Below are 25,627 nucleotides of genomic sequence, written 5' to 3' on the forward strand. Positions count from 1 at the left end.
CCGTGACGATCGCGAGCGCGGCGTAGCCGGGCGCTGCGGGTCGTCACCATCAGCTCGCCAGCACCTCGAGCGGTGTGCCGCTGACCACCCGGCTGCGCTCGCCGCGCACGTTGACCGGCACATCGCCCATCAAGGTGATGCGGTGCATGAGCCGGGGCTGGTCGTCGTAGTCGTCGATGGCCCGGTGCTGGGTCGCGCGGTTGTCCCACATGGCGACGTCGCCCGGCGCCCAGGCCCAGCGAATGGTGTTCTCCGGCATGGTGATTCGTCGCTGGAGTAGCTCGAGCAGCACGCTCGACTCGTGGTTGTCCAGGCCCACGAAGCCGCGCACGAAATCGCCGGCCAGCAGCGCGCGTTCACCGGTCTCCGGGTGCACCCGCACCACGGGATGCTCGGTGCGGAAGTCGGGCTTCTCGAAGGCTTGCCGAAACGCCCGCTGCGCGTCGCTCATCGACATGACCGCCTCGGTGGACACGTAGTCGTAGCGGTTGGTGTGCAGCGCCCAGAGGTTTTCCACCAGGTGCTTCAGCGGCTCCGGCAGATGCTGGTAGGCCGCCACGGTGGAGGCCCACAGCGTCGAGCCGCCATAGGAGGGCAGGGTGACCGCCCGCAGGATCGAGGCCGCCGGGTAGTTGGCGGCGAACGTCACGTCGGTGTGCCAGCGGGTCGCCTTGCCGTACTCGGAGTCGATCGGCGTGATCACCGGCATGTGCTTGGCGGCCAGGGCGGACGCGGCCGGGTGGCCGATGGGGGTGCCCAGCAGGCGCGCGAAATCGAGCTGCTGCTCGTCGTCAAGGTGGTGCTGGTGGCGAAAGAAGACGACCTTGTGCGTCAACAGCGCCCGGCGGATCGTCTCGACCGCGGCGTCGTCGAGGTGGCCGCCGAGGCTGACGCCGTCGATTCGGGCCCCGATGCGACTTCCCAGCTTGGTGACGGTGATTTGAGCAGTCATGTCGTGTTCCTCGAGTCAAAACGGGTGTAGTCAAGTGACTACGTTTGGTAGTGTAGTCAGATGACTACAACGTCCGCAAGAGGCCGCGGGAAACCCCCGACCGGGCGGGCGGAAGTGGCCGCGGCGATCCTGGAGGCCGCCACCGAGCTGTTCGCCGAGCGCGGCCCGGCGGCGACCTCCATCCGCGACATCGCCGCGCGGGCAGGCGTCAACCACGGGCTGGTGTTCCGGCACTTCGGCACCAAGGAACAACTCGTCGGCGCCGTGCTCGACCACCTGGGGGACGACCTGAGCGCCCAGCTGGAGACCGACACCCCCGCCGAGGTGGTGCAGCGCTCCCTGGACCGCCAGATGCGGGTGATGGCCCGCACCGTGCTCGACGGCTATCCGGCGGGCCAGCTGCAGAAGCGCTTCCCCAACATCGCCACCCTGCTCGACGGGGTGCGGCCGCTCTACGACGACGAGGTCAAGGCGAGGCTCGCCGTCGCCAATGCCCTTGCCCTGCAATTTGGTTGGCGGTTGTTCGCGCCGGTCCTGCGCTCGGCGACCGGGATCGAAGAGCTGACCGACGCCGAATTGCGCGCCGCGGTGGGCGCCGAAGTGGAGCGGATGCTCGGGCCCGCCGACACTCAGTGAGGCCGCGACAGCACCCGCCGGTGCATGGGCGCGCGCCCCAGCGGCTGGTGCGGCGGCGGCAGGAGCGGCTTGCGGGGACGCACGGCGACCGTCGTCGGGGATTCGGTGCTCAGCTCGAGGTCCTCGCCGGCGTGGCGGATGGTCAGCTCGCCGCCGGGCCCGTCGCGCAGCGTGTACGTGACATCGACGTGGTTGACGTCGATGGTGACCCGGAAGTCGCGCCACCGCAGCCGGAATCGCAACCGCGAAATCCCGTCCGGCAGAGCGGGATCCAATGACAGCATGCCCTCGTCGTCGCGCAGGCCGCCGAACCCGGCCACCAGCGCGGTCCAGGCGCCGGCGAGCGAGGCCATGTGCAGGCCGTCGCGGGTGTTGTGGTGCAGATCGCGCAGGTCGATCAGGGCGGCCTCGTAGGCATAGTCGTGGGCCAGCTCCAGATGCCCGACCTCGGCGCACATCACCGCCTGGGTGCAGGCCGACAGCGACGAGTCGCGCACCATGCGCGGCTCGTAGTAGTCGACGTTGCGGGCCTTCTGTTCGGGGGTGAACGCGTGGCTCTGCCAGTGCATCGCCAGCACCAGGTCGGCCTGCTTGATCACCTGCGCGGGATAGAGCCGGACGTAGGCCTCGTGCAGCAGCAGCGGGTAGGTGGTGTTCTTCTCGAAGTCCCATTCGGCGTAGGTGGTGAACCCCTCGCACTGCTGATGGACCCCGAGCCCGTCGTCGTAGGGGATGTGGGCGGCGTCGGCGGCATCGCGCCACGCGGCCGCCTCCTCGGTGGTGACCCCCAGCGCCTTGGCCGCGTCGGGATGGCGGTTGCACGCGTCGGCGGCGGTGTGCAGGTTGTGCGCGGCCATCAGGTTGGTGAAGGCGTTGTCGCGGACGACCGCGGTGTACTCGTCGGGGCCGGTGACACCGTCCAGGTGCCAGACGCCGTGCCGGTCGTGATGGCCGAGCGAGAGCCACAGCCGGGCGGTCTCGACCAGCACCTTCAGGCCGCAATCGGCTTCCAGCTCGTCGTCGCCGGTGACGATGCGGTAGCGCTCGAAGGCCATCGCGATGTCGGCGTTGATGTGCCAGGCCGCCGTGCCGGCCGGCCAGTACGCCGAGCACTCCTGCCCGCGGATGGTCCGCCACGGGAAGGCGGCGCCCTCCAGGCCCAGTTCGGCCGCCCGCTCCTTGGCCAGATCCAGGGTGGAGGCCCGCCACTTCAGCGCGTCGGCCACGGTGTGCGGCGCGGTGTAGGTCAGCACCGGCAGCACGTAACCCTCGGTGTCCCAGAAGGCGTGCCCGTCGTAGCCGGTTCCGGTGAGTCCCTTGGCCGCGATGGCGCGGCGTTCGGCGCGGGCGCTGGCCTGCAGCAGGTGGAAGAGCCCGAAGCGCACCGCCTGCTGGGATTCGGGGTCGCCCTCGACCTCGACGTCCGCGCAGTCCCAGAAGTTGTCCAGGTACTTCCGTTGCGAATCCAGCAGCCCCTGCCATCCGCTGTAGCGGCCGCCGTGCAGCGCGGCCGCGACCTGGTCGCGCAGCGCCGGACGCGAGCGCATGCTCGACCAGCCGTAGGCCAGGTATTTGACGATGCGCAACTTCTGTCCCTCGCGCAGCCCGCAGATCACGGTGGTTCGCGCCAGATCGGCCCGCGCATCGGTGCTGACCTCGACGCGGCCGGGAACCTCGACCTCGTGATCCATTCCGGCGGCCATCATCAGCGCGCTGCTACGGGTGCGGTGCATGAGGACCGCGCCCGTATCGGTGTTTTCGTGGGCGACCTCTTCGAGCGGGTTCTCCAGGATGGCCGACACGCGCGGGTCGCCGGAGGTCTGCGGCTGGTCCTCGTTGGTGACCAGTTCGGACTGCACCGTGACCCGCACGAATTCGCCGACCGCTTCCACGACGTACTCGATGGCGGCCAGGCCGCGGTGCGGCAGCGAGACCAGCCGGGTGGTGACCACCTTGACCTCTTTGCCCGCGGGCGAGCGCCAGTGCGCGGTTCTCGTCAGCGTCCCGGCGCGCAGGTCGAGATCGCGCTCGTGAGAGATCAGTTCGCCGTAGCGCACGTCGAAGGGCTCGTCTTCGACCAGCAACCGGATGATCTTGCCGTTGGTGACGTCGACCAGCGTCTGGCCGGCTTCCGGGTAGCCGTAGCCGGCTTCGGCGTAGGGCAGCGGCCGGATCTCGTAGAAGGAGTTCAGGTAGGTGCCCGGCAGGCCGTAGGGCTCGCCCTCGTCGAGGTTGCCGCGCAGCCCGATGTGCCCGTTGGACAGGGTGAACAGGGATTCCGACTGGGCCAGCAGGTTGAGGTCGAGCTGGGTTTCGCGAACGTGCCACGGGTCAACGGGAAACGCTTCGTCGGTGATCATGACTGCAGCAACTCGGCGAGGTCGCTGACCACCACGTCCGCGCCGTTGCGGCGTAAGTCCTCGGCTTGGCCCACCCTGTCGACACCTATCACGAAACCGAAGTTACCGGCCCGGCCGGCGGCCACCCCCGACAAGGCGTCTTCGAACACGGCCGCCGCCTCGGCGGGGACGTCGAGCAGTTGCGCCCCGCGCAGGTAGGAGTCGGGCGCCGGCTTGCCGGCGATGTGTTCCTGGCGCAGGGTGATGCCGTCCACCCGCTTTTGCACGAACCGGTCCAGCCCGGTGACCTCGAGGACGTCGCGGGTGTTGGCGCTCGAGGACACCACCGCGATGCCCAGGCCCGCGGCCGACGCCGCCTCGAGGTAGCGCCGCGAACCGTCGAAGACCTTGACGCCGTCCTGCTTGAGGACCTTCTGGAACATGTCGTTCTTGCGGTTGCCCAGGCCGTAGACGGTCTCGGCGTCATCGGGGTCATCGGGGCTGCCGTCGGGCAGTTCGATGCCGCGGCTTTCCAGAAACGACCGGACCCCGTCCTCGCGTTTCTTGCCGTCCACGTATTTGCGGTAGTCCGCGGCCGCGTCGAAGGGGACGAATTCGTCGCCGGTGCGCTGGGCCCGGTCGGACAGGTAGGCGTCGAACATCGCCTTCCACGCCTTGGTGTGCACACTGGCGGTGTCGGTGAGCACGCCGTCGAGGTCGAACAGGCAGGCGCGCACCTTTTCTGGCAGACCCAGCTCTGAGCTCACCGGCGGTCCTCGCTTTCTGGTCTCGGGGGCTGGTTGACCGATACCCACTCCACCATGTCCGCCATGCGTGCCGCCAGCGTTTCGGTGTCCGCCGCCGCGGCGGGGCGGATGCCTGCGGGGACGGCCGGTCGCCGGTCAACGCGTTAACGCACTGTGCCGCAGGTGATTTCGTCGACAACGGAGTCAGCCCCCGCTGCCGGGCGCCCCCGTGCCGTCGCCCGGGGGCCAGGTGCCCGGCACCATCGGCATGCGGGGTGCGTCGCCGAATTCGTCGGCCGCCAGGGTGGTCAGGCCCGCCGCGGCGACGGGTTCTTTGCGCGCCGTGCCGGCGAAGCCCAGGTTTCCGGCGCCGCCGTGCGACGCCGTCGTCTCCGGCTCGTTCCAGTCCGGATCGACGTCGACGTTCATGTCCATGAACTCGTCGCCATGGGCGCGCTGCCGCGCCCGCCGGCGCCGGCGGGTGCGCGCCGCCTCCCGCGCGGCCGCGGCCGCGACGGCCGCGGCCGAATCGGGTTCGGGCGCCTTCTTTTTCGCGCCGGCGGCGGCGCCCGCGCTCATCCCCGAACCGAAACCGATGCCGGGAGGCGCGAGGGCGTACGGGGGCACGAACGGGACGGTGCCGGCGGCCGGCGGCGCGGGCGGCGCCGGGCTGGCCACCGTGGCGGCCGAGGGCGCGGGCGCGGGCGCGGGTGCCGGCGCGGCGGCCGCGGCTGGCGCGGTGACGGGGCTCATGGCGGGCGCCGCCGGCAGGCTCGGAGGTGCGGCTGGGGCCGGGGCGGCCGGCACCGCGGCGGGCGCGGCCGGGGGGGCCGGGGCGGCCAGGCCGGCAAAGCCGGCCAGCGCCCCGAAGGGGGCCGCGGCGACGAGCATCGGCAGCAACAGCAACTGGGGCTGCGTCGGGAGCCAACTGGCGAGCTGGGCCAGGTGTGTCGGCCAGTCGAGCAGCACGAGTTGCGTGATGAACTCGAAGGCCGCCGCCGGGTTTTCCTGCAACAGGGCCCCGAACTGCTGGAAATCGGAAAACAGCTCGAGGGCCCGGACCACCCACCACATCAGGTCCCCGGGGTTGGTGTAGGCCTCGTAGGGCAGGCCGTTGAGGGTCCCCTCGACCGGATCCCAGTCGAGGCCGAACAGCCGCAGGATCTGGGCGACGAACTGGTTGAGCGGGCTGTCGAACCCGTGCTCGTGGTCGTGGTGGTCGTCGTCCTCCTCGTGGTCGTGTTGCGCGGTGGCCTCGGACTTCAGGATCGGCGGCGCCGGGTCGGTCGGCGGTACGGCCGCCACCGTCGCCGTGGAGACGGCTTCATAGGTCGCCATCGTGCCGGCGGCCTGGACCCACATCCGCGCATAGTCGGCCTCGTTGACCGCGATCGGAATGGTGTTGATCCCAAAGAAATTCGTCGCCACCAGGGCACCGTGGACGACGTGGTTGGTGGTCAGCTCCGGCAGGGTCGGCATCGCCGCCAGCGCGGCGGTGTAGGCGGTGCCCGCCGCCTCGTGCTGGGCGGCCGCCGCGGCGCTGTGCGCGCTGGCCTGTGTCAACCACGCCAGGTACGGGGCGTGCGCGGCGACGTAGGATTCGGCGCTGGGCCCCTGCCACGCCCCGGCCTGCGTCGACGTCAACAGCGCGCCGAGTTCTTCTGCGGCCGAGGCGTATTCGGCGCTCATTGAGCTCCACGCCGCCGCCGCGGCGAACAGCGACGCCGGCCCCGGTCCGCTGCTGAGCAACGCCGAGTGCACCTCGGGCGGGGACGCCATCCACACCGGCGCGGTCATCGCCGGACGCCTCGTCGGCGGTCGGCCATCGGCGGCGCGCTTGCGGCGGGCAACGTCATCACGGCAACTCCTGGGCTGGGCAGTGTGCAGATCCTCGACCAGTCAATTGAAAATGATTGTCGTTATCAATACTCGACCGCCGACCTCATGCCAAAGGCATAGAATTCGCCGCGGCGGCGCGTTACGCACCGCGTTTTCGCCGTGGGCCTCTCGGGCGGCGGCGGCGCAGGCGGCCACTAGACTCGCCTGCGTGGCCGAATCCAGGGAAACTGAGGCAACCGAGCCGGCGGGCGCGTCCGGACCGCCCGCTCGACCGGTGCTCGTCGTGGACTTCGGGGCGCAGTACGCGCAGCTGATCGCCCGCCGGGTCCGCGAGGCGCGGGTTTTCTCGGAGGTCATCCCGCACACCGCCACGGCCGAGGACATCAAGGCCAGGGACCCGCTGGCGCTGGTCCTTTCCGGCGGGCCGTCCAGTGTCTACGCCGACGGCGCCCCGCAGCTGGACCCGGCGCTGTTCGACCTCGGGGTGCCGGTGTTCGGCATCTGTTACGGGTTCCAGGCCATGGCCCAGGCGCTGGGCGGGACCGTCGCCCACACCGGCACCAGCGAATACGGCCGCACCGAACTGAAAGTCCTTGGCGGCGAACTGCATTCGGGCTTACCGAGCGTCCAGCCGGTGTGGATGAGCCACGGCGACGCGGTCACGGCCGCGCCGGACGGGTTCGAGGTGGTGGCCAGCAGCGCGGGCGCGGCGGTCGCCGGGTTCGAGAACCGGGCCCGTCGGCTGGCCGGCGTGCAGTACCACCCGGAGGTGATGCACAGCCCGCACGGGCAGCAGGTGCTCAGCCGCTTCCTGCACGACTTCGCCGGGCTCGGCGCGGACTGGACGGCCGCCAACATCGCCGAGGCGCTGGTCGAGCAGGTGCGCGCCCAGATTGGCGACGGCCATGCGATTTGCGGGCTGTCCGGCGGCGTGGATTCCGCGGTGGCCGCCGCGCTGGTACAGCGCGCCATCGGTGACCGCCTGACCTGTGTCTTCGTCGACCACGGGCTGCTGCGCGAGGGCGAGCGCGCACAGGTGCAACGCGATTTCGTGGCCGCCACCGGCGCCAATCTGGTGACCGTCGACGCGGCCGACACCTTCCTCGACGCGCTCGCCGGCGTGACCAATCCCGAAGGCAAGCGCAAGATCATCGGCCGCCATTTCATCCGGGCGTTCGAGGGCGCGGTGCGAGACATCGTGGGGGACAACGCTTCCGACGGCTCCGGCGTCGAGTTCCTGGTCCAGGGCACGCTGTATCCCGACGTGGTGGAGTCCGGCGGCGGCAGCGGCACAGCGAACATCAAGAGCCACCACAACGTCGGCGGCCTGCCCGGCGACCTGACGTTCAAACTCGTCGAGCCGCTGCGGCTGCTGTTCAAGGACGAGGTGCGCGCGGTCGGGCGCGAGCTGGGCCTGCCGGAGGAAATCGTTGCGCGCCAACCGTTCCCGGGTCCCGGCCTGGGCATCCGGATCGTCGGCGAGGTCACCGCGGAGCGGCTGGACACGCTGCGGCGGGCGGACTCGATCGCGCGCGAGGAGCTGACGGCCGCCGGCCTGGACACCCTGATCTGGCAGTGCCCCGTGGTGCTGCTGGGCGACGTGCGTTCGGTCGGCGTGCAGGGCGACAACCGCACCTACGGGCACCCGATCGTGTTGCGGCCGGTGACCAGTGAGGACGCCATGACCGCCGACTGGACCCGGGTCCCCTACGAGGTGCTCGAACGCATCTCGACCCGCATCACCAACGAGGTCGCCGAGGTCAACCGCGTGGTGCTGGACATCACCAGCAAGCCGCCGGGCACCATCGAATGGGAGTAGTCGCCCTCGCGTGGGTGCAGGACTTTTCGGCGTTGTTTCCGGTGGAAGTGATCACCGCTCGGCGTGCCCGCTGAGCTTCCGCCGGAAGGTCCGCCTCCTGGACAAGACGCGCGAGCGGGAGATGCGGCCGCCGAGTGATGCCGCACAACATGGGTAACAGGCGCCACACGCGTCGCTGCGCGGGTGGACAGGCGTTGTGCCCACCTCCGAGCGACAATCTCGGGCGGGCCCGTGACCAGCGAAAACGTGTTGTCGCTCGGAGGTGGGCACACGCACTGCGCCCTCCGCCAGGGTCTGGTGTGGCCGATGGGACTTGTGAGGCGCGACGTGCGGCGACGCCGGCCCCGTGCCCGGGGCCGCGGCGGCCGGCCGGCTGGCATGGTTCAGCGTCGACGGAGTGGGCGTTGCCGCCGAAAAAATCACGCCCGAAAACACCATCAGCCACACCGGCACCGAGCGCATAAAGCAGCCCCTCACGTTGCTTGACGGTTGTCAGAGGGCCGGTGTTTACTTCGAACATACTTTCGAACGCCCGGTGAAGGAGGCTAGGTCATGACCGCGGCTTTTGCCTCCAGTCACCGCGAAGAAACCCGCGCTGAGCAGCTCGAATCGCTTCGACGGCGGATGGCGAGCATCTCCTCGAAAAAGGCCGGGCCGACCGTCCCCGACGACCTGCTGGACTCGGAGTCCCAGCTGGCGCTGCCGCAGTGGCTGGCGGACCTGCTGCCGGCGCCGCTGCCGCGGGGAACGGTGGCGGTGCTCTCGGGTGCCCGGTCGCTGTTGTTGAGCATGGTCGCCGCGGTCACGGCGGCCGGTGGCAACGCCGCGATCGTCGGCCAGCCGGACATCGGGCTGCTGGCCGCCGCGGAGATGGGGGCGGATCTGAGCCGGCTCGCGGTGATACCGGATCCCGGAACCGATCCGGTCGAGGTGGCCGCGGTGCTCGTCGACGGCATGGATCTGGTGGTCCTCGGGCTGGGCGGGCGCCGGGTGCCGCCGACGCGGGCGCGGGCGGTGGTGGCGCGGGCCCGCAGCAAGGGTTGCACTCTGCTGGTCACCGGCGGCGATTGGCAGGGCGCGCCGACGCGGCTGGCGGCCCGGGTCTGTGGCTACGAGATCACCCCGCACTGGGGAACGCCCGCCCCCGGATTCGGGCGGATCAGCGGGGTGCGGCTGCAGGTCAGCGGGATGTGTGCGGGACGACGGGTGACGGCCCAAGCGCGAGCGGGGTGAACTCCGGTGGTAACCCCTTCTGGTTCAAGGGTTTTGGCGATCTGGTGCATGGATTGGCCCGCGGTCGCGGCGGCGGCGGCCGCGGATCTGTCCGCGTCCGTCCCGGTCGCGGTCACGCTGGCCAACCGGGTGGTCGCCTGTTCGTCGGCCGCCCGCGCGGTGGGGGTGCGCCGGGGGCTGCGACGCCGGGAGGCGGCGGCCCGGTGCCCGCAGCTGCATGTCACCACCGCCGACGCGGACCGCGACGCCCGCTTCTTTGAAGCGGTGATCGCGGCGGTGGACGACCTGGTGCCCCGCGCCGAGGTGCTGCGGCCCGGGCTCCTGGTGTTGCCGGTGCGCGGGGCGGCCCGCTATTTCGGGTCCGAGGCCGTCGCCGCCGAACGGCTGATCGATGCCGTGGCCGCCGCCGGCGCCGAGTGTCAGGTCGGGATCGCCGACCAGTTGTCCACCGCGGTCTTCGCGGCGCGGGCGGGCCGCGTCGTCGAGCCGGGAGGCGACGCGAGGTTTTTGTCGGTCCTGTCCATCCGCCAACTCGCCACCGAGCCGAGCCTGTCCGGTCCGGGCCGGGAAGAGCTGACGGACCTGTTGTGGCGGATGGGGATTCGCACCATCGGGCAGTTCGCCGCGCTGTCGCGCAGCGATGTGGCCTCCCGGTTCGGCGCCGACGGGGTGACCGCGCACCGGTTGGCCCGCGGCGAGCCCGAACGGCCGCCCTCCGGGCGGGAGCCGCCGGCCGAGCTCGAGGCCGTGCTGGACTGCGATCCGCCGATCGACCGGGTCGATGCCGCGGCGTTCGCCGGGCGCTCGCTGGCCGGAACGCTGCATCAGGCGCTGATGGCCGCCGGCGTGGGATGCACCCGGCTGGCCATCCACGCCGTCACCGCCAACGGCGAAGAACGCCATCGGGTGTGGCGGTGCGCCGAGCCGTTGACCGAGGACGCCACCGCCGACCGGGTGCGCTGGCAGCTCGACGGCTGGCTGAGCAATCGCACCGCGCGCGATCCCCGGCCCACCGCCGCGGTGACGCTGTTGCGGCTGCAGGCGGTGGAGGTGGTATCCGCCGAGGCGCTGCAGTTGCCGCTCTGGGGTGGGCTGGGGGAGGAGGACAGGCTGCGGGCCCGCCGGGCGCTGGTGCGGGTGCAGGGGTTGCTCGGTCCGGAGGCGGTGCGAGTGCCGGTGCTGTCCGGGGGTCGCGGGCCGGCCGAGCGCATCACGCTGATCCCGCTGGGCGACGAGCCGGTGCCGCGGGCCGATCCCGATCTGCCGTGGCCCGGCCGGCTGCCCGCGCCGTCACCGGCGGTGTTGCTGGACGATCCGGTGGAATTGCTTGACACCCAAGGGAACCCGATACGGGTGACCAACCGCGGGCTGTTCTCCGCCGACCCCGCCCGCATGATCAGCCAGGGCCGAGACGAGCGGCTGTGCTGGTGGGCCGGCCCCTGGCCGGTCGACGAGCGGTGGTGGGACGACCGGCCCGTGGGCGGTCAGGGGGCCGGTCAAGGGTCCGGCCGCACCGCCCGCGCCCAGATCCTGCTGGAAAGCGAGCGTGCGTTGCTGTTGTGCTATCGCCAGCGGCGCTGGTACCTCGAGGGCAGCTACGAGTAGGTGGGCCGCAGCGCCTCCGGCGTCAGGTCCTTGAGCGAGGGATATCCGTCGACGGCCATGATCAGGTCCGCTTCGGCCAGCAGCGAGCGCAGCACGTGCACGACGCCCTCGACGCCCCCGAGGGCCAGCCCGTAGGCGTAGGGGCGGCCGATCCCGACGGCGGTCGCCCCCAGCGCGAGGGCCTTGATGATGTCGGCCCCGCTGCGCACGCCCGAGTCGAACAGCACGGGCAGCCCGCCGGCCGCCTCGAGCACGTCGGGCAGGCAATCCAGGCAGGGCAACCCGCCGTTGGCCTGCCGGCCGCCGTGGTTGGAGCAGTAAATGCCGTCCACGCCAATGTCTTTGGCGCGGCGGACGTCGTCGGGGTGGCAGACGCCCTTGACCATCAGCGGCAGGTCGGTCTCCGCCCGCAGCCACTCCAGGTCGTCCCACCGGAACGGGCCGCCGAAAATGGGCAGCTTGCGCACCGCCGCCTCGGTGGCGTCTTCGCCCCGGCTCAAGCGGGAGCGAAAAACGGGATCGCTGGTGTAGTTGGCCAGGCACCCGCTGGGCACCTGGGGGTAGTTCCCCCCGCTGAGGTCGCGGGGCCGCCAGCCGGTGACCCAGGTGTCCAGGGTGACCGCGATGGCCTTGAAGCCGGCCGCCTCGGCGCGGTGCACCAGGCTGGCGGCCATCTTGCGGTCCGGCGGCGTGTACAGCTGGAAGAACGCCGGGCTATCGCCCAGTTCGGCGGCGATATCCTCCATCGGGTCGGAGGTGAGCGTGCCCACGAAGAACGGGACGCCGGTGCGGACGGAGGCCCGGGCGCAGAGCATGTCCCCGTGGCCCTCCGGGTCGCACACCCCGATGACGCCGATGGGCGCCATGAAGATCGGTGACGGAAACCTCATGCCGAACAGCTCGACGGACATGTCGCGCTCCTCGGGGGCGATCCCCATCCGCGGGTACAGCCCCCACCGTTTGAAGGCCGCGCAGTTGGCGCGCTGGGTGTGCTCGTCACCGGCGCCGCCCGCGACGTACTGCAGCACCTTCGGTGCCATCGCCGCCGCCGCCTTTTCCTCCAGGTCCTCGAACCTGATCGGGTACTGCGGCTGATTACCGTGCAGCGACTGGTCGTACAGCTCTTTTTGATAGTCGGCGAAGGCCATAGTCGGTCCAGTACCCCGCACCCCGTGCACCAAACCGTGTTCGAGGATGCGGTCCGACGGGTCGCCGGTGTGGCGAAAACGCGTTCGGCACTAAGCGGTTTCGATGCGCTTCGCTATGCGCGCGTCAGTAGCGTCCGAAGACGGTCGCCACGTTGTGTCCGCCGAAGCCGAACGAGTTGTTGATCGCGTACTCGTAGTTGCCGGGGCGGGGTTTGCCGGCCACCACGTCCAGGTCGATCTCGGGGTCGAGGTTTTCCAGGTTCAGCGTGGGCGGCACGACCTGGTCGCGCAGCGCGAGCACGGTCAGGATCGATTCGACGGCGCCCACGGCGCCCACGGAGTGGCCCAGGGCGGCCTTGGGGGCGTAGACGGCGGCGTTGCCGCCGTGGGGGCCCAGGGCGTTGTTGATGGCCCTGCCCTCGGCGACGTCGCCGACCGAGGTGCCGGTGGCGTGGGCGTTGACGTGGTGGATGTCGCTGGGGGAGAGCCCGGCGAGCTGGATGGCGCGGCTCATGGCGTGCCCGGCGCGTTCGCCGTTGGGGTCGGGGGCCACCATGTGGTAGCCGTCGGAGGTGATGCTGGCGCCCATGATGCGGGCCAAGATGTTGGCCCCGCGGGCCTTGGCGTGCTCCTCGGTCTCGATCACCATCAGGGCGCCGGCCTCGCCGAACACGAAGCCGGTCCGGTCGCGGTCGAACGGGCGGCACGCGCCGACGGGGTCGTCGTTCTTGGTCGACATCACGATCCGCATCTGCGCGAACGCCGCGATCGCGACCGCCTCGATCCTGACCTCCACGCCACCGCAGATCGCGATGTCGGCCTCCCCGAAGACGATGTTGCGCCACGCCTGGGCGACGCCCTCCGAACCCGATGCGCACGCCGACACCGGGGTGATGACCCCGGCCTTGGCGTGCCGCTCCAGGCCCACCGCAGCGGCTGCCCCGTTGGGCATGTACTTGGACACCGCCAGCGGGGAGACACCCTTCATCCCGCGGGCGCGCAGGTCGTCGTAGCTGAACACGATTTGCTCCGCCGAGCCCAGGCCCGTGCCGACGGACACCATCAGCCGGTTGCTGTCGACCTCGGGCGAGCCGGCGTTCTCCCAGACCCGCCGGCCCAGGACGGTCGACATCATCTGCAGGTAGCCCATCCGGTGGCGTTCGGCGCGGGTGAGTCCGCCGTCGAAATCCTCGAGTAGATGACCGCCGATGCGCACCGGCAGGTCAAACTCCTCGACGAACGAGTCCTCGAGTTTGCGGATGCCACTTTGCCTGTCCAGCAACAGCTTCCACGTGGACTCGGCGTCAGTCGCCAGTGCGGTCGTCATGGCAATGCCCGTGACGACCACGTTCGGCAGCGTTTTCCCCGTAACCAGCTCCGCCATGACTTCCGAAACCTTTCATTTGATGAGAGCTGCTAACGAATTGACGCCGAGCCCCACACATCCCACCAAATCATGCCAACACAAACTCCCATTGTCCCTGACGTCAAGGGCGTGGCGTTAATCGGCGCGTACCGCCTGCGCCTGCGCCACCAGGGCGCGGCCGCCGGGCAACGCCCGCAGAACGGCGCGGGCCAGCCGGTCGCGGCCGCGGAGAGCGCCGGTCCTGGCCTGACCGGTGCGCAAATGGCGCCACCCCAGGAACGCCCACGACGCCGCGACCACGGCGTCGGTCACCCCGCCGCGGGCCCGGCGCCGGTCGACGAGGGCCAGGCCGAGCGCGGTCGCCGAGTGCACCGTGTCGACCCAGACCCCGGCCGCCAGCTCCTCCGGGCCGGGGTCGACCCCCGACAACGCCGCCTGGACCAGATGGCGAGCGCCCAGGATCCGGGTGACGACGATCGCCTTGCGATCGACCCGTACCCCGTGGATGTGGCTCAGCACCTCGGCGGGGGCGGCCAGCAGCACGCCGCCCCACCCCGCCCGGATCAGCTCGATGGCACGAAACTTCATGGGGTATCGGCTAACCGGCGCGCGAAGGGGCCCACCCGCTCGATGAACCGATCGAAGAACCCCGCTGCGTCCACGTCAATCCCGATGAGCGCGTTGGGTTCTCGTCGACCCGACCAGTCGGTCACCGTCATGGCGCGGGTCAGGGTCCCGGTCAGCTCGATGTCCACCGTCGCCGGCCGGGTGTTGACGAGCCCCGGATCCAGCGCGACGGCGGCGGCCAACGGATCGTGCATGTGTGCTTGATACCCGTGGCCGAGGTCGTGGTAGGCCTCCAGGTAGAACCGGGTCGCGTCCTCGATCACCCTGATCAGGGGGTTGGACGCCGTGGACCGGGTTGCGCGTTCGTCGTGTTCGCTCAGCGGCGTGGTCGTCGACCCGGCGGCGGCCGCCAGCCGGGCCAGGTGCTCCGGTGTCATCGCGACCTTACGGGTCAAATCCAGCCCGCACAGGATCGGAAGCCGTTGGTGGCCAACGGTTTCCTGGCCCCAGGCCGCCAGCACCTCGGCCGCGGCCTCCGGGTCCACGCTGATGTTCCATTCCGCGACCGTGGTGGTGTTGCCCCGGTGGTCGTAGGAACCCCCCATGATCACCAGCCGGCGCAGCAGCGACGGCAGGGTGGTTCGGCGCGCAGCGCCAGCGCCAGATTGGTCAACGGGCCGGTCGCCACGCCGATGAGCTCCCCGGGGTGGGCCTTCGCCGCCCGCACCCACGCGTCCGCGGAGTCGTAGTCGGTGAGCCCGTCCCCACCCGGTGGCAGCTCGGCGTAGCCTAATCCCCTGGGGCCGTGGACTTTTGACGGCAAACACATCGGTCCGGTCAGGGTTTGATCGGAGCCTCTCGAAACCGGTATGCCGGTGACCTCGCACAGCCGCAGCAGGCCGAGATTGTTTTCGCAGACCTGCTCCACCCCGACGTTTCCACCGGTCGAGGCGATGCCGACCACCTCGGCGTCCGGGCTGGCGAACAGGTAGATCAGCGCCAGCGCGTCATCCACGCCGGTGTCGACGTCGACGAAAACGGGAGCGTTCATTGTCTACAACCGTTCATTGTCTACAACATAGCCATCTCGGCTATTAGGCTGAGCTGATGCCCACAACGTCGGAGCCCCCGGAGGGCACTGAATTAACGCCGCACTTCGACGACGTGCAGGCCCACTACGACTTGTCGGACGACTTCTTCCGGCTATTCCTCGACCCGACCCAGACGTACAGCTGCGCCTACTTCGAGCGCGAGGACATGACGCTGGAGGAAGCGCAGATCGCCAAGATCGACCTCGCCCTGGGCAAACTCGGGCTGCAACCGGGCATGACGTTGCTCGACGTCGGCTGCGGCTGGGGCGCCACCATGATGCGCGCCGTGGAGAAATACGACGTCAACGTTGTCGGCCTCACCCTGAGCCGCAACCAAGCCGAGCACGTCGAGCGGCTGATCGCGCAGTCGAAGAGCCCCCGTTCCGCGCGGATCCTGCTGCAGGGCTGGGAGGAGTTCGACGAGCCGGTCGACCGGATCGTCAGCATCGGCGCCTTCGAGCACTTCGGGCACGAGCGCTACGACGCGTTCTTCACCATGGCGCATGACCTGCTGCCCGACGACGGGGTCATGCTGCTGCACACCATCACCGGTCTGCACCCGACCGAGATGGTGGAGCGCGGCATGCCCATCTCGTTCACGTTCGCCCGATTCATCAAATTCATTGTCACCGAGATCTTTCCGGGTGGGCGGTTACCGTCGATACCGATGGTGCAGGAGCGCGCCACCGCGAACGGCTTCACCGTGAGCCGCATCCAGTCGCTGCAGCCGCACTACGCGAAGACCCTCGACATCTGGGCCGCCGCGCTGCAAGCCCACAAGGAGGAAGCCATCGCGGTGCAGTCCGAGGAAGTCTACGAGCGGTACATGAAATATCTGACCGGCTGTGCCGACGCCTTTCGGGTGGGCTACGTCGACGTCAACCAGTTCACGTTGGAGAAATGATCACCAGTGCACGCCGGGCACCCGGCGCACCAGCCGCTTGACGCCCCGCGGCGTGCGCAGGCCGCCGGTGACGGCGCGGACGGGCCGGTTGGGCTTGCGGCGCACGGCCGGCGGCGGCGCTTGGGCGGCGGGTGCCAGCCCGCGCGCCGCGGCCGAGTCGGGATAGCCGAGATAGAGCTGGTGCAGGATTCGCCGAGAAGTCCTGGGGACGAAGTAATTTCCGGCCTCGGCAAGCGTGCCCAGCGGGGTGTCGATGCGCGCGGGCTTGTCCACCAGCCCGCGCACCACCATCGCCGCCGCGCGTTCGGGGCTGATCGCCCGGACCGGGTTGAGCCGGTGCGACGGCACGATCATGGGGGTGCGCACCAGCGGCATGTGGATGTTGGTGAAGGTGATGTGGTCGGACAGCACCTCGGATCCGACCACGTCGGAGAACGCGTCCAGCGCGGCCTTGGTCGGCAGGTAGGAGCTGTATTTGGGGTTGCGTGCCTGCACGCCGGCGCTCGACACGTTGACGACGTGGCCGAATCGCCGCTCGCGCCAATGCGGCAGCAGCGCCAGCACCATTCGCACCGCGCCGAAGTAGTTGACCGCCATCACCCGTTCGTAGTCGTGTAGCCGGTCGGTGGAGTTGACCACCGAGCGGCGGATCGAGCGGCCGGCGTTGTTCACCAGGTAATCGACGTGGTCGAAGCGCCCCAGGATGTCTTTGACGGTGTGCTCCACCGACGCGGAATCGGTGACGTCACAGGTAAAGGCATGGGCGGCACCGCCATTGGCGCGGATCTCGGCGACCAGCTCATCCAGCGCGGCGCCGTTGCGGGCCAGCGCGAACACCGTGGCGCCGCGCTCGGCGATCGCGATCGCCGACGCCCGGCCGATGCCGCTGGACGCGCCGGTGATGATGACGTGCCGGCCGTGCAACGGTCCTCGCGGATCGTCGCGGCGCGCGCGGTCCGGATCGAGGTGTTCCGCCCAGTACCGCCACAGCTTCGGTGCGTAGGAGGAGAACTCGGGAACCCGTATCTCGTAGTCCCGCAAGGCGTTTCGGGTCTTCTCGCTGACGAAGGTGGGCGGCAGGTCGACGAGGTCGAACACCTCGGCGGGGATGCCCAGCTGGGTGGCCGCCATGTTGCGCAGCACCCTGGCCCGGCCGCGCACGTTGAGGACGGGGGCGGCCACCGAGCGGGGCAGCGACCCGCGCAGCGGCGGCAGCCCGGCCGCCTTGGCCACGCCGCGGTAGATGCCGCGCAGGCCGATCGTCTTCTCGGCGGTGAGGTGGAACGTCTGCCCGTCACGACCGTCGGCGTGCAGGAGCGCGACCAGCGCGTCGACGACGTAGTCGACAGGGACGATGTTGGTGCGGCCGGTGTCGGGCAGCAGGATGGGCGTCAGCGACGGCAGGACGGCCAACTTGGCCAGCACGCCGAAGAAGTAGTACGGCCCGTCCACCTTGTCCATCTCGCCGGTGCGCGAATCGCCCACGACCACCGCCGGGCGGTAGATGCGATGGCGCAGGCCGGGCGTCGAGCGCACCAGCAGTTCGGCTTCGAACTTGGTCTGGTGATAGGGCGTCGGCAGTTGCTGGCCGACGTCGAAGTCGTCCTCGGTGTATTCGCCGCGGAAGTCGCCCGCCACGGCGATCGACGAGACGTGGTGCATCGTCGCGCCCAGGCGCCGCGCCAGCCCGATCACCGCGCGGGTGCCCTCGACGTTGGCGGCGCGCTGCTCGGGCTCCCCGGCGGTGATGTCGTAGATCGCCGCGCAGTGCACCACGTGGTCGATCTCGCCCAGCTCGGCGAGGACCTCGTCGCTCAGGTCCAGCTCCGGCAGCTCGGCGACCAGCGGTTTGACCCGATCGCCCCACTGCGCCGCGAGGCGTTCGAAGCGGCCCAGCGACCGCCGTCGCACCAGGACCCACACCTGCGCGTCGGGCCGGGATTCCAGAAGACGAGACACGACGCGGCGACCAATAAACCCGGTACCGCCGGTAACGACATACCGCATGAAGACATGGTGGCGTCGGCAGCCGCCCACGTCAACTGCCGATCCGCGAGGGCTGGCCGCGGGCTAGCTGTGGAAGTCGCGGATCCCGTCCCAGTCGACCAGCGTCCAGCCGGTCATCGGGTTGCCGGTGATCACCACGCGGCCAGTGTTGGGCAACGGGTGGGTGTTCATCAGGCTTTCCTTGCCGTTGCGGGTGTTCATCAGCGTCCACACCATGATCGCGTTGGCGTGCGAGAACACCACCGGGTTGCGGTGGCCGCTGTTGTAGACCTTGTTGACGGCCGCGGTGAACTGGTCGTTGAACTCTTTGCCGCTGATCGAGCCGGGGATGCTGTAGGACACATCGCCCTTGATCCAGTTCACCGGGGCCACCAGGTAGGTCGACTTCGCCATCGACTCGGGTTTGCCGTTGTACCAGCCGGCGTTGATCTCCTGGATGCCGGGCAAAATCTCGACCTGCTTGCCGAGCTCGGCGGCCAGCGGCGCGGCGGTTTGCTGCGTCCGCGTCATCGTGGAGGCGTAGACGCTGTCGTAGTCCTTGCGGCCGAGTTGGTGCGCGATCTGTTCGGCCTGCCCCTTGCCCTCCGGAGTCAGACCCGGGCCCGGCACGTCGGTGTCGATGGTGCCGGCGGCGTTGGCCTCCGACTGGGCGTGCCGGACGAACGTCACCGTGATCGACCGCGCCTGCGGCGAGCCGCCGCAGCCGGCGACGATTACCGTTGCGGTGAGGGCGGCGACCGCAACCGAGGCCTTCCGGAACAAGCTGCGCTTGGACATGGGAGATAGCCTGCCCTGCCGACGCCTTCGGTGGGAAGGGTTTGCGATGGTTACGTGCAGAAAAGCTCTCGACTTCTGGAATAGGAGACCCCATGGCGATTGACCCGAGTGCCGTCGGCGCGGTGACCGAACCCATGACCTTCGAATGGACCGACCGGGACACGCTGCTCTACGCGCTCGGTGTCGGCGCCGGCATCGACGACCTGGCGTTCACCACCGAGAACAGCCACGACATCGACCAGCAGGTGCTGCCCACCTACGCGGTGATCTGCTGCCCGGCCTTCGGCGCGGCGGGCCTGGTCGGAAAGTTCAACTGGGCCATGCTCTTACACGGATCGCAGAGCATCCGGCTGCACGCCCCGCTGCCGCCCGCGGGGAAGCTCTCGGTGGTCTCCGAGGTCGCCGACATCCAGGACAAGGGCGAGGGCAAGAACGCGATCCTCGTGCTGCGCGGCCGGGGCACCGACCCGCAATCGGGGCAGCTGATCGCCGAGACGCTCACCACCCTGGTCATCCGCGGCGAGGGCGGGTTCGGCGGGATGCCGGGTCAGCGGCCGGTCGCGCCGGAGTTCCCGGACCGCGAGCCCGACGCGCGGATCGCGCTGCCCACCCGCGAGGACCAGGCGCTGATCTACCGGCTCTCCGGCGACCGCAACCCGCTGCACAGCGACCCATGGTTCGCCCGCGAGCTCGCCGGGTTCCCCAAGCCGATCCTGCACGGGCTGTGCACCTACGGGGTGTCGGGTCGCGCGCTGGTGGCCGAGCTCGGTGGGGGTGTCGCGGCCAACATCACCTCGATCGCCTCGCGATTCACCTCGCCGGTGTTCCCCGGCGAGACGCTGACCACGCTGATCTGGCGTACCGGGGAGGGCAAGGCGGTGTTCCGCACCGAGGCGTCCGGCGCCGAGGGTTCCGGCGTTCGCGTGGTGCTCGACGACGGCGTGGTGGAATACGCCTGACTAGGCTTCGAGCTGATCGGCCAGCCGGTCGGTGAATGCCGCGGCCCGCGCGGGGCTGTCCAGCGCGAACAGCGCCGCGGTGGCGCGGTCGCCATCGTCGCTGTGCCGCACCAGGATCGGCACCCCGTCGTCGTGCACCGCGTCGAACGCGTCCTCGTCGGTGATGTCGTCGCCGAGGTAGACCGGCGTGAGTGATCCCGACCCGGCCCGGTGCAGGTGATCGATCACCCAGCGCAGCGTTTTTCCCTTGTCCCAGTCCAGATCCGGACGCAGCTCGATGACCTCGCGGCCGGTGGTCACCCGGAGCGCGTCGCGGCGCCCCGCCGCGCGCACCGCGGCCAGCACCTCACCCACGCGGTCGCGTCCGGCGTTGCGGTAGTGCACGGCGACGCCGAATCGCTTGTGCTCCACCACCACTCCGGGGATTCCGCCGAGCTGGTCGCGCAGCCGGGCCGCCGCCTGCTCGAGCACCGGGATGGCCGCGGCCGCGGCGTCGTTCTGATGGTGTGTCCCGTCGGGCGCGGTCAGCTCGAAACCGTGACTGCCCGCGTACCAAATGCCAGGCACGCCAACGCGATTCGTCACATCGGCGAGATCGCGGCCGGACAGCACCGCGACCGGACAGCCGGCGGCCAGCTTCGCCAGCGCCTCGGTGGCCCCGGCGACGGGCCGCGCGGCGTCGGGGTCGTCGACGATGTCCGAGAGCGTGCCGTCGAAGTCGAAGAACACGGCCGGCCGCCGGCCGGCCAGGCCATCGGCGGCGTCGGTGAGGGCCCGCATCGCATCCGGCAGTTGCGACATCCGAAGGTCCCCGGTGCGCACGCCGACCTCGCCGAGGTCGCTGACCACGGCGTCGGCCCCGGCGTCACGCAGCGCGCCGGCGCTCCCGGCCGGCCCGACGCCGATCACCGACGCGAATCCCGCGGCGCGGGCGGCCTCGACGCCGGCCGCCGCCCCGGCGACCACGACGGCGCGGCCCGGGCGCACCTTCAGGTCCGCGGCCGCCCGCGCCGCGCCGTCCGCGGGGACGACGGCGGTGCCCACCCCGACGTCACGCAGCCGCGCGGCCAGCGTTGAGCCGAGGTCGGTTTCCAGGTCGAACAGCACCGCGTCGTGGCGGCGCGGGTCGATGATGACCGGCATGTGCCAACCCTCTCACGGCGACCTCTATCGAACATATTTTCGATAGACTGCGCGTGTGGGCTGGTTCAACGGGCCGCCGAGCTGGGCGGAAATGGAGCGGGTGCTCGACAGCAAGCCGCGCCGTGCCGGTGAGCCGGCGGGCCTTCCCGAGGACGCCCCCCTGTCGCGCAAGCGCGCCACGTACCGGCCGCCGGGGGACGGCCGGGCACCCCGCCCGTCCGCCGCCCGTTCCGTTCCGTATGCCGAACTGCATGCGCATTCGGCGTTCAGCTTCCTAGACGGGGCTAGCACGCCCGAGGAACTGGTCGAGGAGGCGGCCCGGCTGGGCCTGCGCGCCCTGGCGCTCACCGACCACGACGGCCTGTACGGGGCGGTGCGGTTCGCCGAGGCGGCCGCCGAGCTCGACATGCGTACCGTGTTCGGCGCCGAACTGTCGCTGGGCGGTGAGGCCCGCACCGAGCGGCCGGACCCGGCCGGCCCGCACCTGCTGGTGCTGGCCCGCGGCCCCGAGGGTTACCGGCGGCTGTCGCGGCAGCTGGCCGCGGCGCACCTGGCCGGCGGCGAGAAGGGCAAGCCCCGTTACGATTTCGACGCGCTGACCGAGGCCGCCGGCGGGCACTGGCACATCCTGACCGGGTGTCGCAAAGGCCATGTGCGCCAAGCGCTTTCCGACGGTGGTCCGGACGCCGCCGAGCGGGCGCTGGCCGACCTGGTGGACCGGTTCGGTGCGCAAAGGGTCAGCGTCGAGTTGACCCATCACGGGCAACCGTTCGACGACGAACGCAATGCGGTGCTGGCCGCGCTGGCCCCGCGCTTCGGGGTCGGCGTCGTCGCCACCACCGGCGCGCATTTCGCGGGGCCGTCGCGGCGCCGGCTGGCCATGGCGATGGGCGCCATCCGGGCCCGGGAGTCCCTGGATTCGGCCGCCGGGTGGCTGGCCCCGCTGGGCGGTTCGCACCTGCGCTCCGGCGCGGAGATGGCCCGGCTGTTCGCTGGGGGCCCCGACGTGGTGACCGCGGCCGCCGAACTGGGCGAGCAGTGCGCGTTCGGGCTGGCGCTCATCGCACCCCAGCTGCCGCCGTTCGACGTGCCCGACGGGCACACCGAGGGCAGCTGGCTGCGGCAGCTGACCATGGCCGGCGCGCGCGACCGCTACGGTCCGAGCGCACCGCGCGCCTACGCACAGATCGAGCATGAGCTCAAAGTCATTGCCCAGCTGCAGTTTCCGGGCTACTTCCTGGTGGTGCACGACATCGCCCGGTTCTGCCGGGACAACAACATCCTGTGCCAGGGCAGGGGATCGGCGGCCAACTCCGCGGTCTGCTACGCCCTCGGCGTCACCGCCGTCGACCCGGTGGCCAACGAGCTGCTGTTCGAGCGCTTCCTGTCGCCGGCCCGCGACGGGCCACCCGACATCGACATGGACATCGAGTCCGACCAGCGCGAAAAGGTCATCCAGTACGTGTACGACAAATACGGCCGGGACTACGCCGCCCAGGTCGCCAACGTCATCACCTACCGGGGAAAGATCGCGGTGCGCGACATGGCCCGCGCCCTGGGCTTCTCGCAGGGCCAGCAGGACGCGTGGAGCAAGCAGATCAGCCACTGGGGCGGGCTGGCGGACTCGCCGGAGGTCGAGGACATCCCCGAGCCGGTGATCGACCTGGCGAACCAGATCCGGAACCTGCCGCGGCACATGGGCATTCACTCCGGCGGCATGGTGATCTGCGACCGCCCGATCGCCGACGTGTGCCCGGTGGAGTGGGCGCGGATGGAGAACCGCAGCGTCCTGCAATGGGACAAAGACGACTGCGCGGCAATCGGTTTGGTGAAGTTCGACCTGCTCGGGCTGGGCATGCTCTCGGCGCTGCACTACGCCATCGACCTGGTGGCCGAGCACAAGGGGATCGAGGTGGACCTGGCCCGCCTGGACCTCTCCGAGCCGGCGGTGTACGAGATGCTGGCCCGCGCCGACTCCGTCGGCGTGTTCCAGGTGGAGTCGCGCGCGCAGATGGCCACGCTGCCGCGGCTGAAGCCGCGGGTGTTCTACGACCTGGTGGTGGAGGTCGCGCTGATCCGTCCCGGCCCGATCCAGGGCGGGTCGGTGCACCCCTACATCCGGCGGCGTAACGGTGAGGACCCGGTGGTCTACGACCACCCGTCCATGGAACCGGCGCTGCGAAAGACGTTGGGGGTGCCGCTTTTTCAGGAGCAGCTGATGCAACTCGCGGTCGACTGCGCCGGGTTTTCCGCCGCCGAGGCCGATCAGCTGCGCCGCGCCATGGGGTCCAAGCGCTCCACCGAACGCATGCGGCGGCTGCGCGGCCGGTTCTACGAGGGCATGCGCGCGCTGCACGGCGCACCCGACGAGGTGATCGACCGGACCTACGAAAAGCTGGAGGCGTTCGCCAATTTCGGTTTCCCGGAAAGCCACGCGCTGAGCTTCGCGTCGCTGGTGTTCTACTCGTCGTGGTTCAAGCTGCACCACCCGGCGGCGTTCTGCGCCGCGCTGCTGCGCGCCCAGCCGATGGGTTTCTACTCGCCGCAGTCGCTGGTGGCCGATGCGCGCCGGCACGGCGTGACCGTGCACGGCCCGGACGTCAACGCCAGCCTGGCGCACGCCACCCTGGAAAACACGGGAACCGAGGTCCGGCTCGGTCTGGGTGCGGTCCGCCATATCGGCGACGACCTGGCCGAGCAACTGGTCGAGGAGCGAAAGGCCAACGGCCCCTTCGCCTCCCTGCTGGATGTGACGTCACGGCTGCAATTGAGCGTGCCGCAGACCGAGGCGCTGGCCACCGCCGGGGCCTTTGCCTGCTTCGGCATGTCCCGGCGCGAGGGGCTGTGGGCGGCCGGGGCGGCGGCCACCCAGCGGCCGGGCCGCCTGCCCGGGGTGGGCTCGTCCTCGCACGTCCCGGCGTTGCCGGGGATGAGTGAGCTGGAACTGGCCGCCGCCGACGTGTGGGCCACCGGCATCTCCCCGGACAGCTACCCGACGCAGTTCCTGCGGGAAGACCTGGACGCGATGGGGGTGGTGCCCGCCGAGAAGCTGGGATCGGTGCCCGACGGCGACCGCGTGCTGATCGCCGGGGCGGTGACCCACCGGCAGCGCCCCGGCACGGCCCAGGGGGTGACGTTCCTGAACCTGGAGGACGAGACCGGGATGGTCAACGTGCTCTGCGCGCCGGGGGTGTGGGCGCGGCATCGCAAGCTGGCGAACTCGGCGCCGGCGCTGCTGGTGCGCGGGCAGGTCCAAAACGCCACCGGCGCGATCACCGTCGTCGCCGAGCGGTTGGGCCGCATCACCCTGGCGGTCGGCTCGAAGTCCCGCGATTTCCGCTGACGTGCCACGCCGAACGTGCACTCAGGGCGCAGACTCCGCCGAATCGTCGCCGTGAGTGCACGTTCGGCGTGAACCGGCCGGCCCGCCGCGTCGGTAGTCTCCACCCATGACCCTCAACCTGTCCGTCGACGAAGTCCTCACCACCACCCGCTCGGTCCGCAAGCGCCTCGACTTCGACAAGCCGGTCAGCCGCGACGTGCTCAGGGAATGCCTCGAACTCGCGCTGCAGGCGCCCACCGGGTCCAACGCGCAGGGCTGGCAGTGGGTCTTCGTCGAGGACGCCGAGAAGAAGAAGGCGATCGCCGACGTCTACCTGGCCAACGCCCGCGGCTACCTCAGCGCTCCGGGGGCCGCGTACCCCGACGGGGACACCCGCGGCGAGCGGATGGGCGCGGTCCGCGATTCCGCCACCTACCTCGCCGAGCACATGCACGAGGCGCCGGTGCTGTTGATCCCCTGCCTCGAGGGCCGCCCGGACAAGTCGCCGTTGGGTGGGGTGTCGTTCTGGGCGTCGCTGTTCCCGGCGGTCTGGAGCTTCTGCCTGGCGCTGCGCTCGCGGGGACTGGGGTCGTGCTGGACGACGCTGCACCTGCTGCGCGACGGCGAGCAACAGGTCGCCGACATCGTGGGCATCCCGCGCGACCGTTACAGCCAGGGCGGCCTGTTCCCGATCGCCTACACCAAGGGCACCGACTTCCGCCCGGCCAAGCGGCTGCCCGCCGAGCAGGTCACGCACTGGAACAGCTGGTGACCGCGGCGTTCGCGCGGGCGACGTAGCCGGGCGCGGCGGGTCGCCACGATCAAGAGAGCTAGGTCGGCCAGGACATCAGCGGCCACACCTCGACGACCCCGTGCGCGACGGCGCACGGGGTCTGGCTCACCCGCTCGATCGCCGCGTCGAGATCGTCGGCCTCCAAGACCGCGAACCCGGCAATCGGCAGCGCCGAATGCAGATAGGGCCCGGGCTCGATCCGCACGCCGGCGCCGTCCGGATTGCGCACCTGAACGGGGTGTCCGGCGGTCCCGATGAGGGCACCCGCGGCGCGCAGCGCGTCATCGCGCGCGTGCGCGGCCTGCCTGCACTCGTCGCTCACGCGGTGGTACCCGGCCGCGTCCCCGTAACCGATGGTGATGAAGGTAGCCATGCCGTGCT

Annotated in this window: 19 protein-coding genes and 1 pseudogene; 8 read left to right on the top strand and 12 right to left on the bottom strand. The window is 70.5% G+C overall.

Annotation, left to right across the window (positions count from 1 at the left end; genetic code table 11):
• Nucleotides 1-49 precede the first annotated feature (49 nt).
• Nucleotides 50-952, bottom strand: coding sequence for a TauD/TfdA dioxygenase family protein (locus tag QGN30_RS07025; RefSeq protein ID WP_038537460.1), 903 nt, complete (start codon nucleotides 950-952; stop codon nucleotides 50-52).
• A 60-nt stretch (nucleotides 953-1,012) separates the two neighbouring features.
• Here QGN30_RS07025 and QGN30_RS07030 point away from each other — a divergent pair, with 60 nt between their 5' ends.
• Nucleotides 1,013-1,588, top strand: coding sequence for a TetR/AcrR family transcriptional regulator (locus QGN30_RS07030; RefSeq protein WP_009954986.1), 576 nt, complete (start codon nucleotides 1,013-1,015; stop codon nucleotides 1,586-1,588).
• Here the strand turns inward: QGN30_RS07030 and QGN30_RS07035 are convergent.
• From QGN30_RS07035 to QGN30_RS07045, 3 genes are all read right to left on the bottom strand, one after another.
• Entirely contained in the window at nucleotides 1,582-3,948 is a 2,367-nt protein-coding gene (locus QGN30_RS07035) for a glycoside hydrolase family 65 protein (RefSeq protein WP_042792106.1), read from the bottom strand. The two genes, QGN30_RS07030 and QGN30_RS07035, sit on opposite strands and share 7 nt — an antisense overlap.
• A complete protein-coding gene (locus tag QGN30_RS07040) occupies nucleotides 3,945-4,742 on the bottom strand; it encodes a beta-phosphoglucomutase family hydrolase (RefSeq protein WP_371286284.1) in 798 nt (265 codons plus the stop codon). The genes QGN30_RS07035 and QGN30_RS07040 overlap by 4 nt, the downstream gene beginning before the upstream one ends.
• A gap of 135 nt (nucleotides 4,743-4,877) precedes the next feature.
• Complete coding sequence (locus QGN30_RS07045; protein ID WP_095562903.1) at nucleotides 4,878-6,470, bottom strand: PPE family protein; 1,593 nt, start codon at nucleotides 6,468-6,470, stop codon at nucleotides 4,878-4,880.
• Nucleotides 6,471-6,720: 250 nt separating this feature from the next.
• Between QGN30_RS07045 and guaA the strand changes: the two genes are divergently transcribed.
• From guaA to QGN30_RS07060, 3 genes are all read left to right on the top strand, one after another.
• On the top strand, nucleotides 6,721-8,331 hold the full coding sequence (gene guaA, locus QGN30_RS07050; protein ID WP_026071205.1) for a glutamine-hydrolyzing GMP synthase: 1,611 nt from the start codon (nucleotides 6,721-6,723) through the stop codon (nucleotides 8,329-8,331).
• A 552-nt stretch (nucleotides 8,332-8,883) separates the two neighbouring features.
• Nucleotides 8,884-9,564 (top strand): hypothetical protein, encoded by a 681-nt coding sequence (locus tag QGN30_RS07055; RefSeq protein ID WP_026071206.1) that lies wholly within the window; start codon nucleotides 8,884-8,886, stop codon nucleotides 9,562-9,564.
• Between the two features lie 48 nt (nucleotides 9,565-9,612).
• Entirely contained in the window at nucleotides 9,613-11,169 is a 1,557-nt protein-coding gene (locus QGN30_RS07060) for a DNA polymerase Y family protein (protein ID WP_014383238.1), read from the top strand.
• Here the strand turns inward: QGN30_RS07060 and QGN30_RS07065 are convergent.
• From QGN30_RS07065 to QGN30_RS07080, 4 genes and pseudogenes are all read right to left on the bottom strand, one after another.
• Nucleotides 11,160-12,317, bottom strand: coding sequence for an alpha-hydroxy-acid oxidizing protein (locus QGN30_RS07065; RefSeq protein WP_248923228.1), 1,158 nt, complete (start codon nucleotides 12,315-12,317; stop codon nucleotides 11,160-11,162). The genes QGN30_RS07060 and QGN30_RS07065 overlap by 10 nt on opposite strands.
• Before the next feature lie 124 nt (nucleotides 12,318-12,441).
• Nucleotides 12,442-13,701 (bottom strand): 3-oxoacyl-ACP synthase KasB, encoded by a 1,260-nt coding sequence (gene kasB, locus QGN30_RS07070; protein ID WP_014381042.1) that lies wholly within the window; start codon nucleotides 13,699-13,701, stop codon nucleotides 12,442-12,444.
• Nucleotides 13,702-13,818: 117 nt separating this feature from the next.
• Nucleotides 13,819-14,271 (bottom strand): hypothetical protein, encoded by a 453-nt coding sequence (locus tag QGN30_RS07075; RefSeq protein ID WP_009957770.1) that lies wholly within the window; start codon nucleotides 14,269-14,271, stop codon nucleotides 13,819-13,821.
• Nucleotides 14,268-15,301, bottom strand: a pseudogene (locus QGN30_RS07080) (nucleoside hydrolase). The gene QGN30_RS07075 and the pseudogene QGN30_RS07080 overlap by 4 nt, the downstream one beginning before the upstream one ends.
• Before the next feature lie 56 nt (nucleotides 15,302-15,357).
• On the opposite strand from QGN30_RS07080, the gene cmaA1 reads away from it, so the two are divergent.
• Nucleotides 15,358-16,245: a cyclopropane mycolic acid synthase CmaA1 gene (gene cmaA1 / locus QGN30_RS07085; protein ID WP_014942852.1), complete on the top strand. Its 888-nt coding sequence runs from the start codon at nucleotides 15,358-15,360 to the stop codon at nucleotides 16,243-16,245.
• Here the strand turns inward: cmaA1 and QGN30_RS07090 are convergent, their stop codons facing one another.
• Both QGN30_RS07090 and QGN30_RS07095 read right to left on the bottom strand, forming a co-directional pair.
• The gene (locus QGN30_RS07090) at nucleotides 16,246-18,252 is read right to left on the bottom strand and encodes an SDR family oxidoreductase (protein WP_014381038.1); all 2,007 of its coding nucleotides are present in this window, start codon (nucleotides 18,250-18,252) and stop codon (nucleotides 16,246-16,248) included.
• 63 nt (nucleotides 18,253-18,315) lie between these two features.
• Entirely contained in the window at nucleotides 18,316-19,029 is a 714-nt protein-coding gene (locus tag QGN30_RS07095) for a histidine phosphatase family protein (protein WP_009956139.1), read from the bottom strand.
• Between the two features lie 92 nt (nucleotides 19,030-19,121).
• Here QGN30_RS07095 and QGN30_RS07100 point away from each other — a divergent pair, with 92 nt between their 5' ends.
• Nucleotides 19,122-19,988: a MaoC family dehydratase gene (locus QGN30_RS07100; RefSeq protein WP_009956140.1), complete on the top strand. Its 867-nt coding sequence runs from the start codon at nucleotides 19,122-19,124 to the stop codon at nucleotides 19,986-19,988.
• Here the strand turns inward: QGN30_RS07100 and otsB are convergent, their stop codons facing one another.
• Nucleotides 19,989-21,131 carry a trehalose-phosphatase gene (gene otsB / locus QGN30_RS07105; RefSeq protein ID WP_014381036.1) on the bottom strand — a complete coding sequence of 381 codons (1,143 nt, stop codon included), beginning with the start codon at nucleotides 21,129-21,131 and terminating at the stop codon, nucleotides 19,989-19,991. It abuts the gene before it with no gap.
• 55 nt (nucleotides 21,132-21,186) lie between these two features.
• On the opposite strand from otsB, the gene QGN30_RS07110 reads away from it, so the two are divergent.
• Both QGN30_RS07110 and QGN30_RS07115 read left to right on the top strand, forming a co-directional pair.
• Nucleotides 21,187-24,474 carry an error-prone DNA polymerase gene (locus tag QGN30_RS07110; RefSeq protein WP_248923227.1) on the top strand — a complete coding sequence of 1,096 codons (3,288 nt, stop codon included), beginning with the start codon at nucleotides 21,187-21,189 and terminating at the stop codon, nucleotides 24,472-24,474.
• Between the two features lie 106 nt (nucleotides 24,475-24,580).
• Nucleotides 24,581-25,225 carry a nitroreductase family protein gene (locus tag QGN30_RS07115; RefSeq protein ID WP_009956979.1) on the top strand — a complete coding sequence of 215 codons (645 nt, stop codon included), beginning with the start codon at nucleotides 24,581-24,583 and terminating at the stop codon, nucleotides 25,223-25,225.
• Nucleotides 25,226-25,283: 58 nt separating this feature from the next.
• Here QGN30_RS07115 and QGN30_RS07120 read toward each other — a convergent pair whose 3' ends face one another.
• The gene (locus QGN30_RS07120) at nucleotides 25,284-25,619 is read right to left on the bottom strand and encodes a YciI family protein (protein ID WP_008260074.1); all 336 of its coding nucleotides are present in this window, start codon (nucleotides 25,617-25,619) and stop codon (nucleotides 25,284-25,286) included.
• Nucleotides 25,620-25,627: the final 8 nt, after the last annotated feature.

The organism is Mycobacterium sp. 3-98 (genome assembly GCF_035918355.1).
GTDB lineage: Bacteria > Actinomycetota > Actinomycetes > Mycobacteriales > Mycobacteriaceae > Mycobacterium > Mycobacterium intracellulare.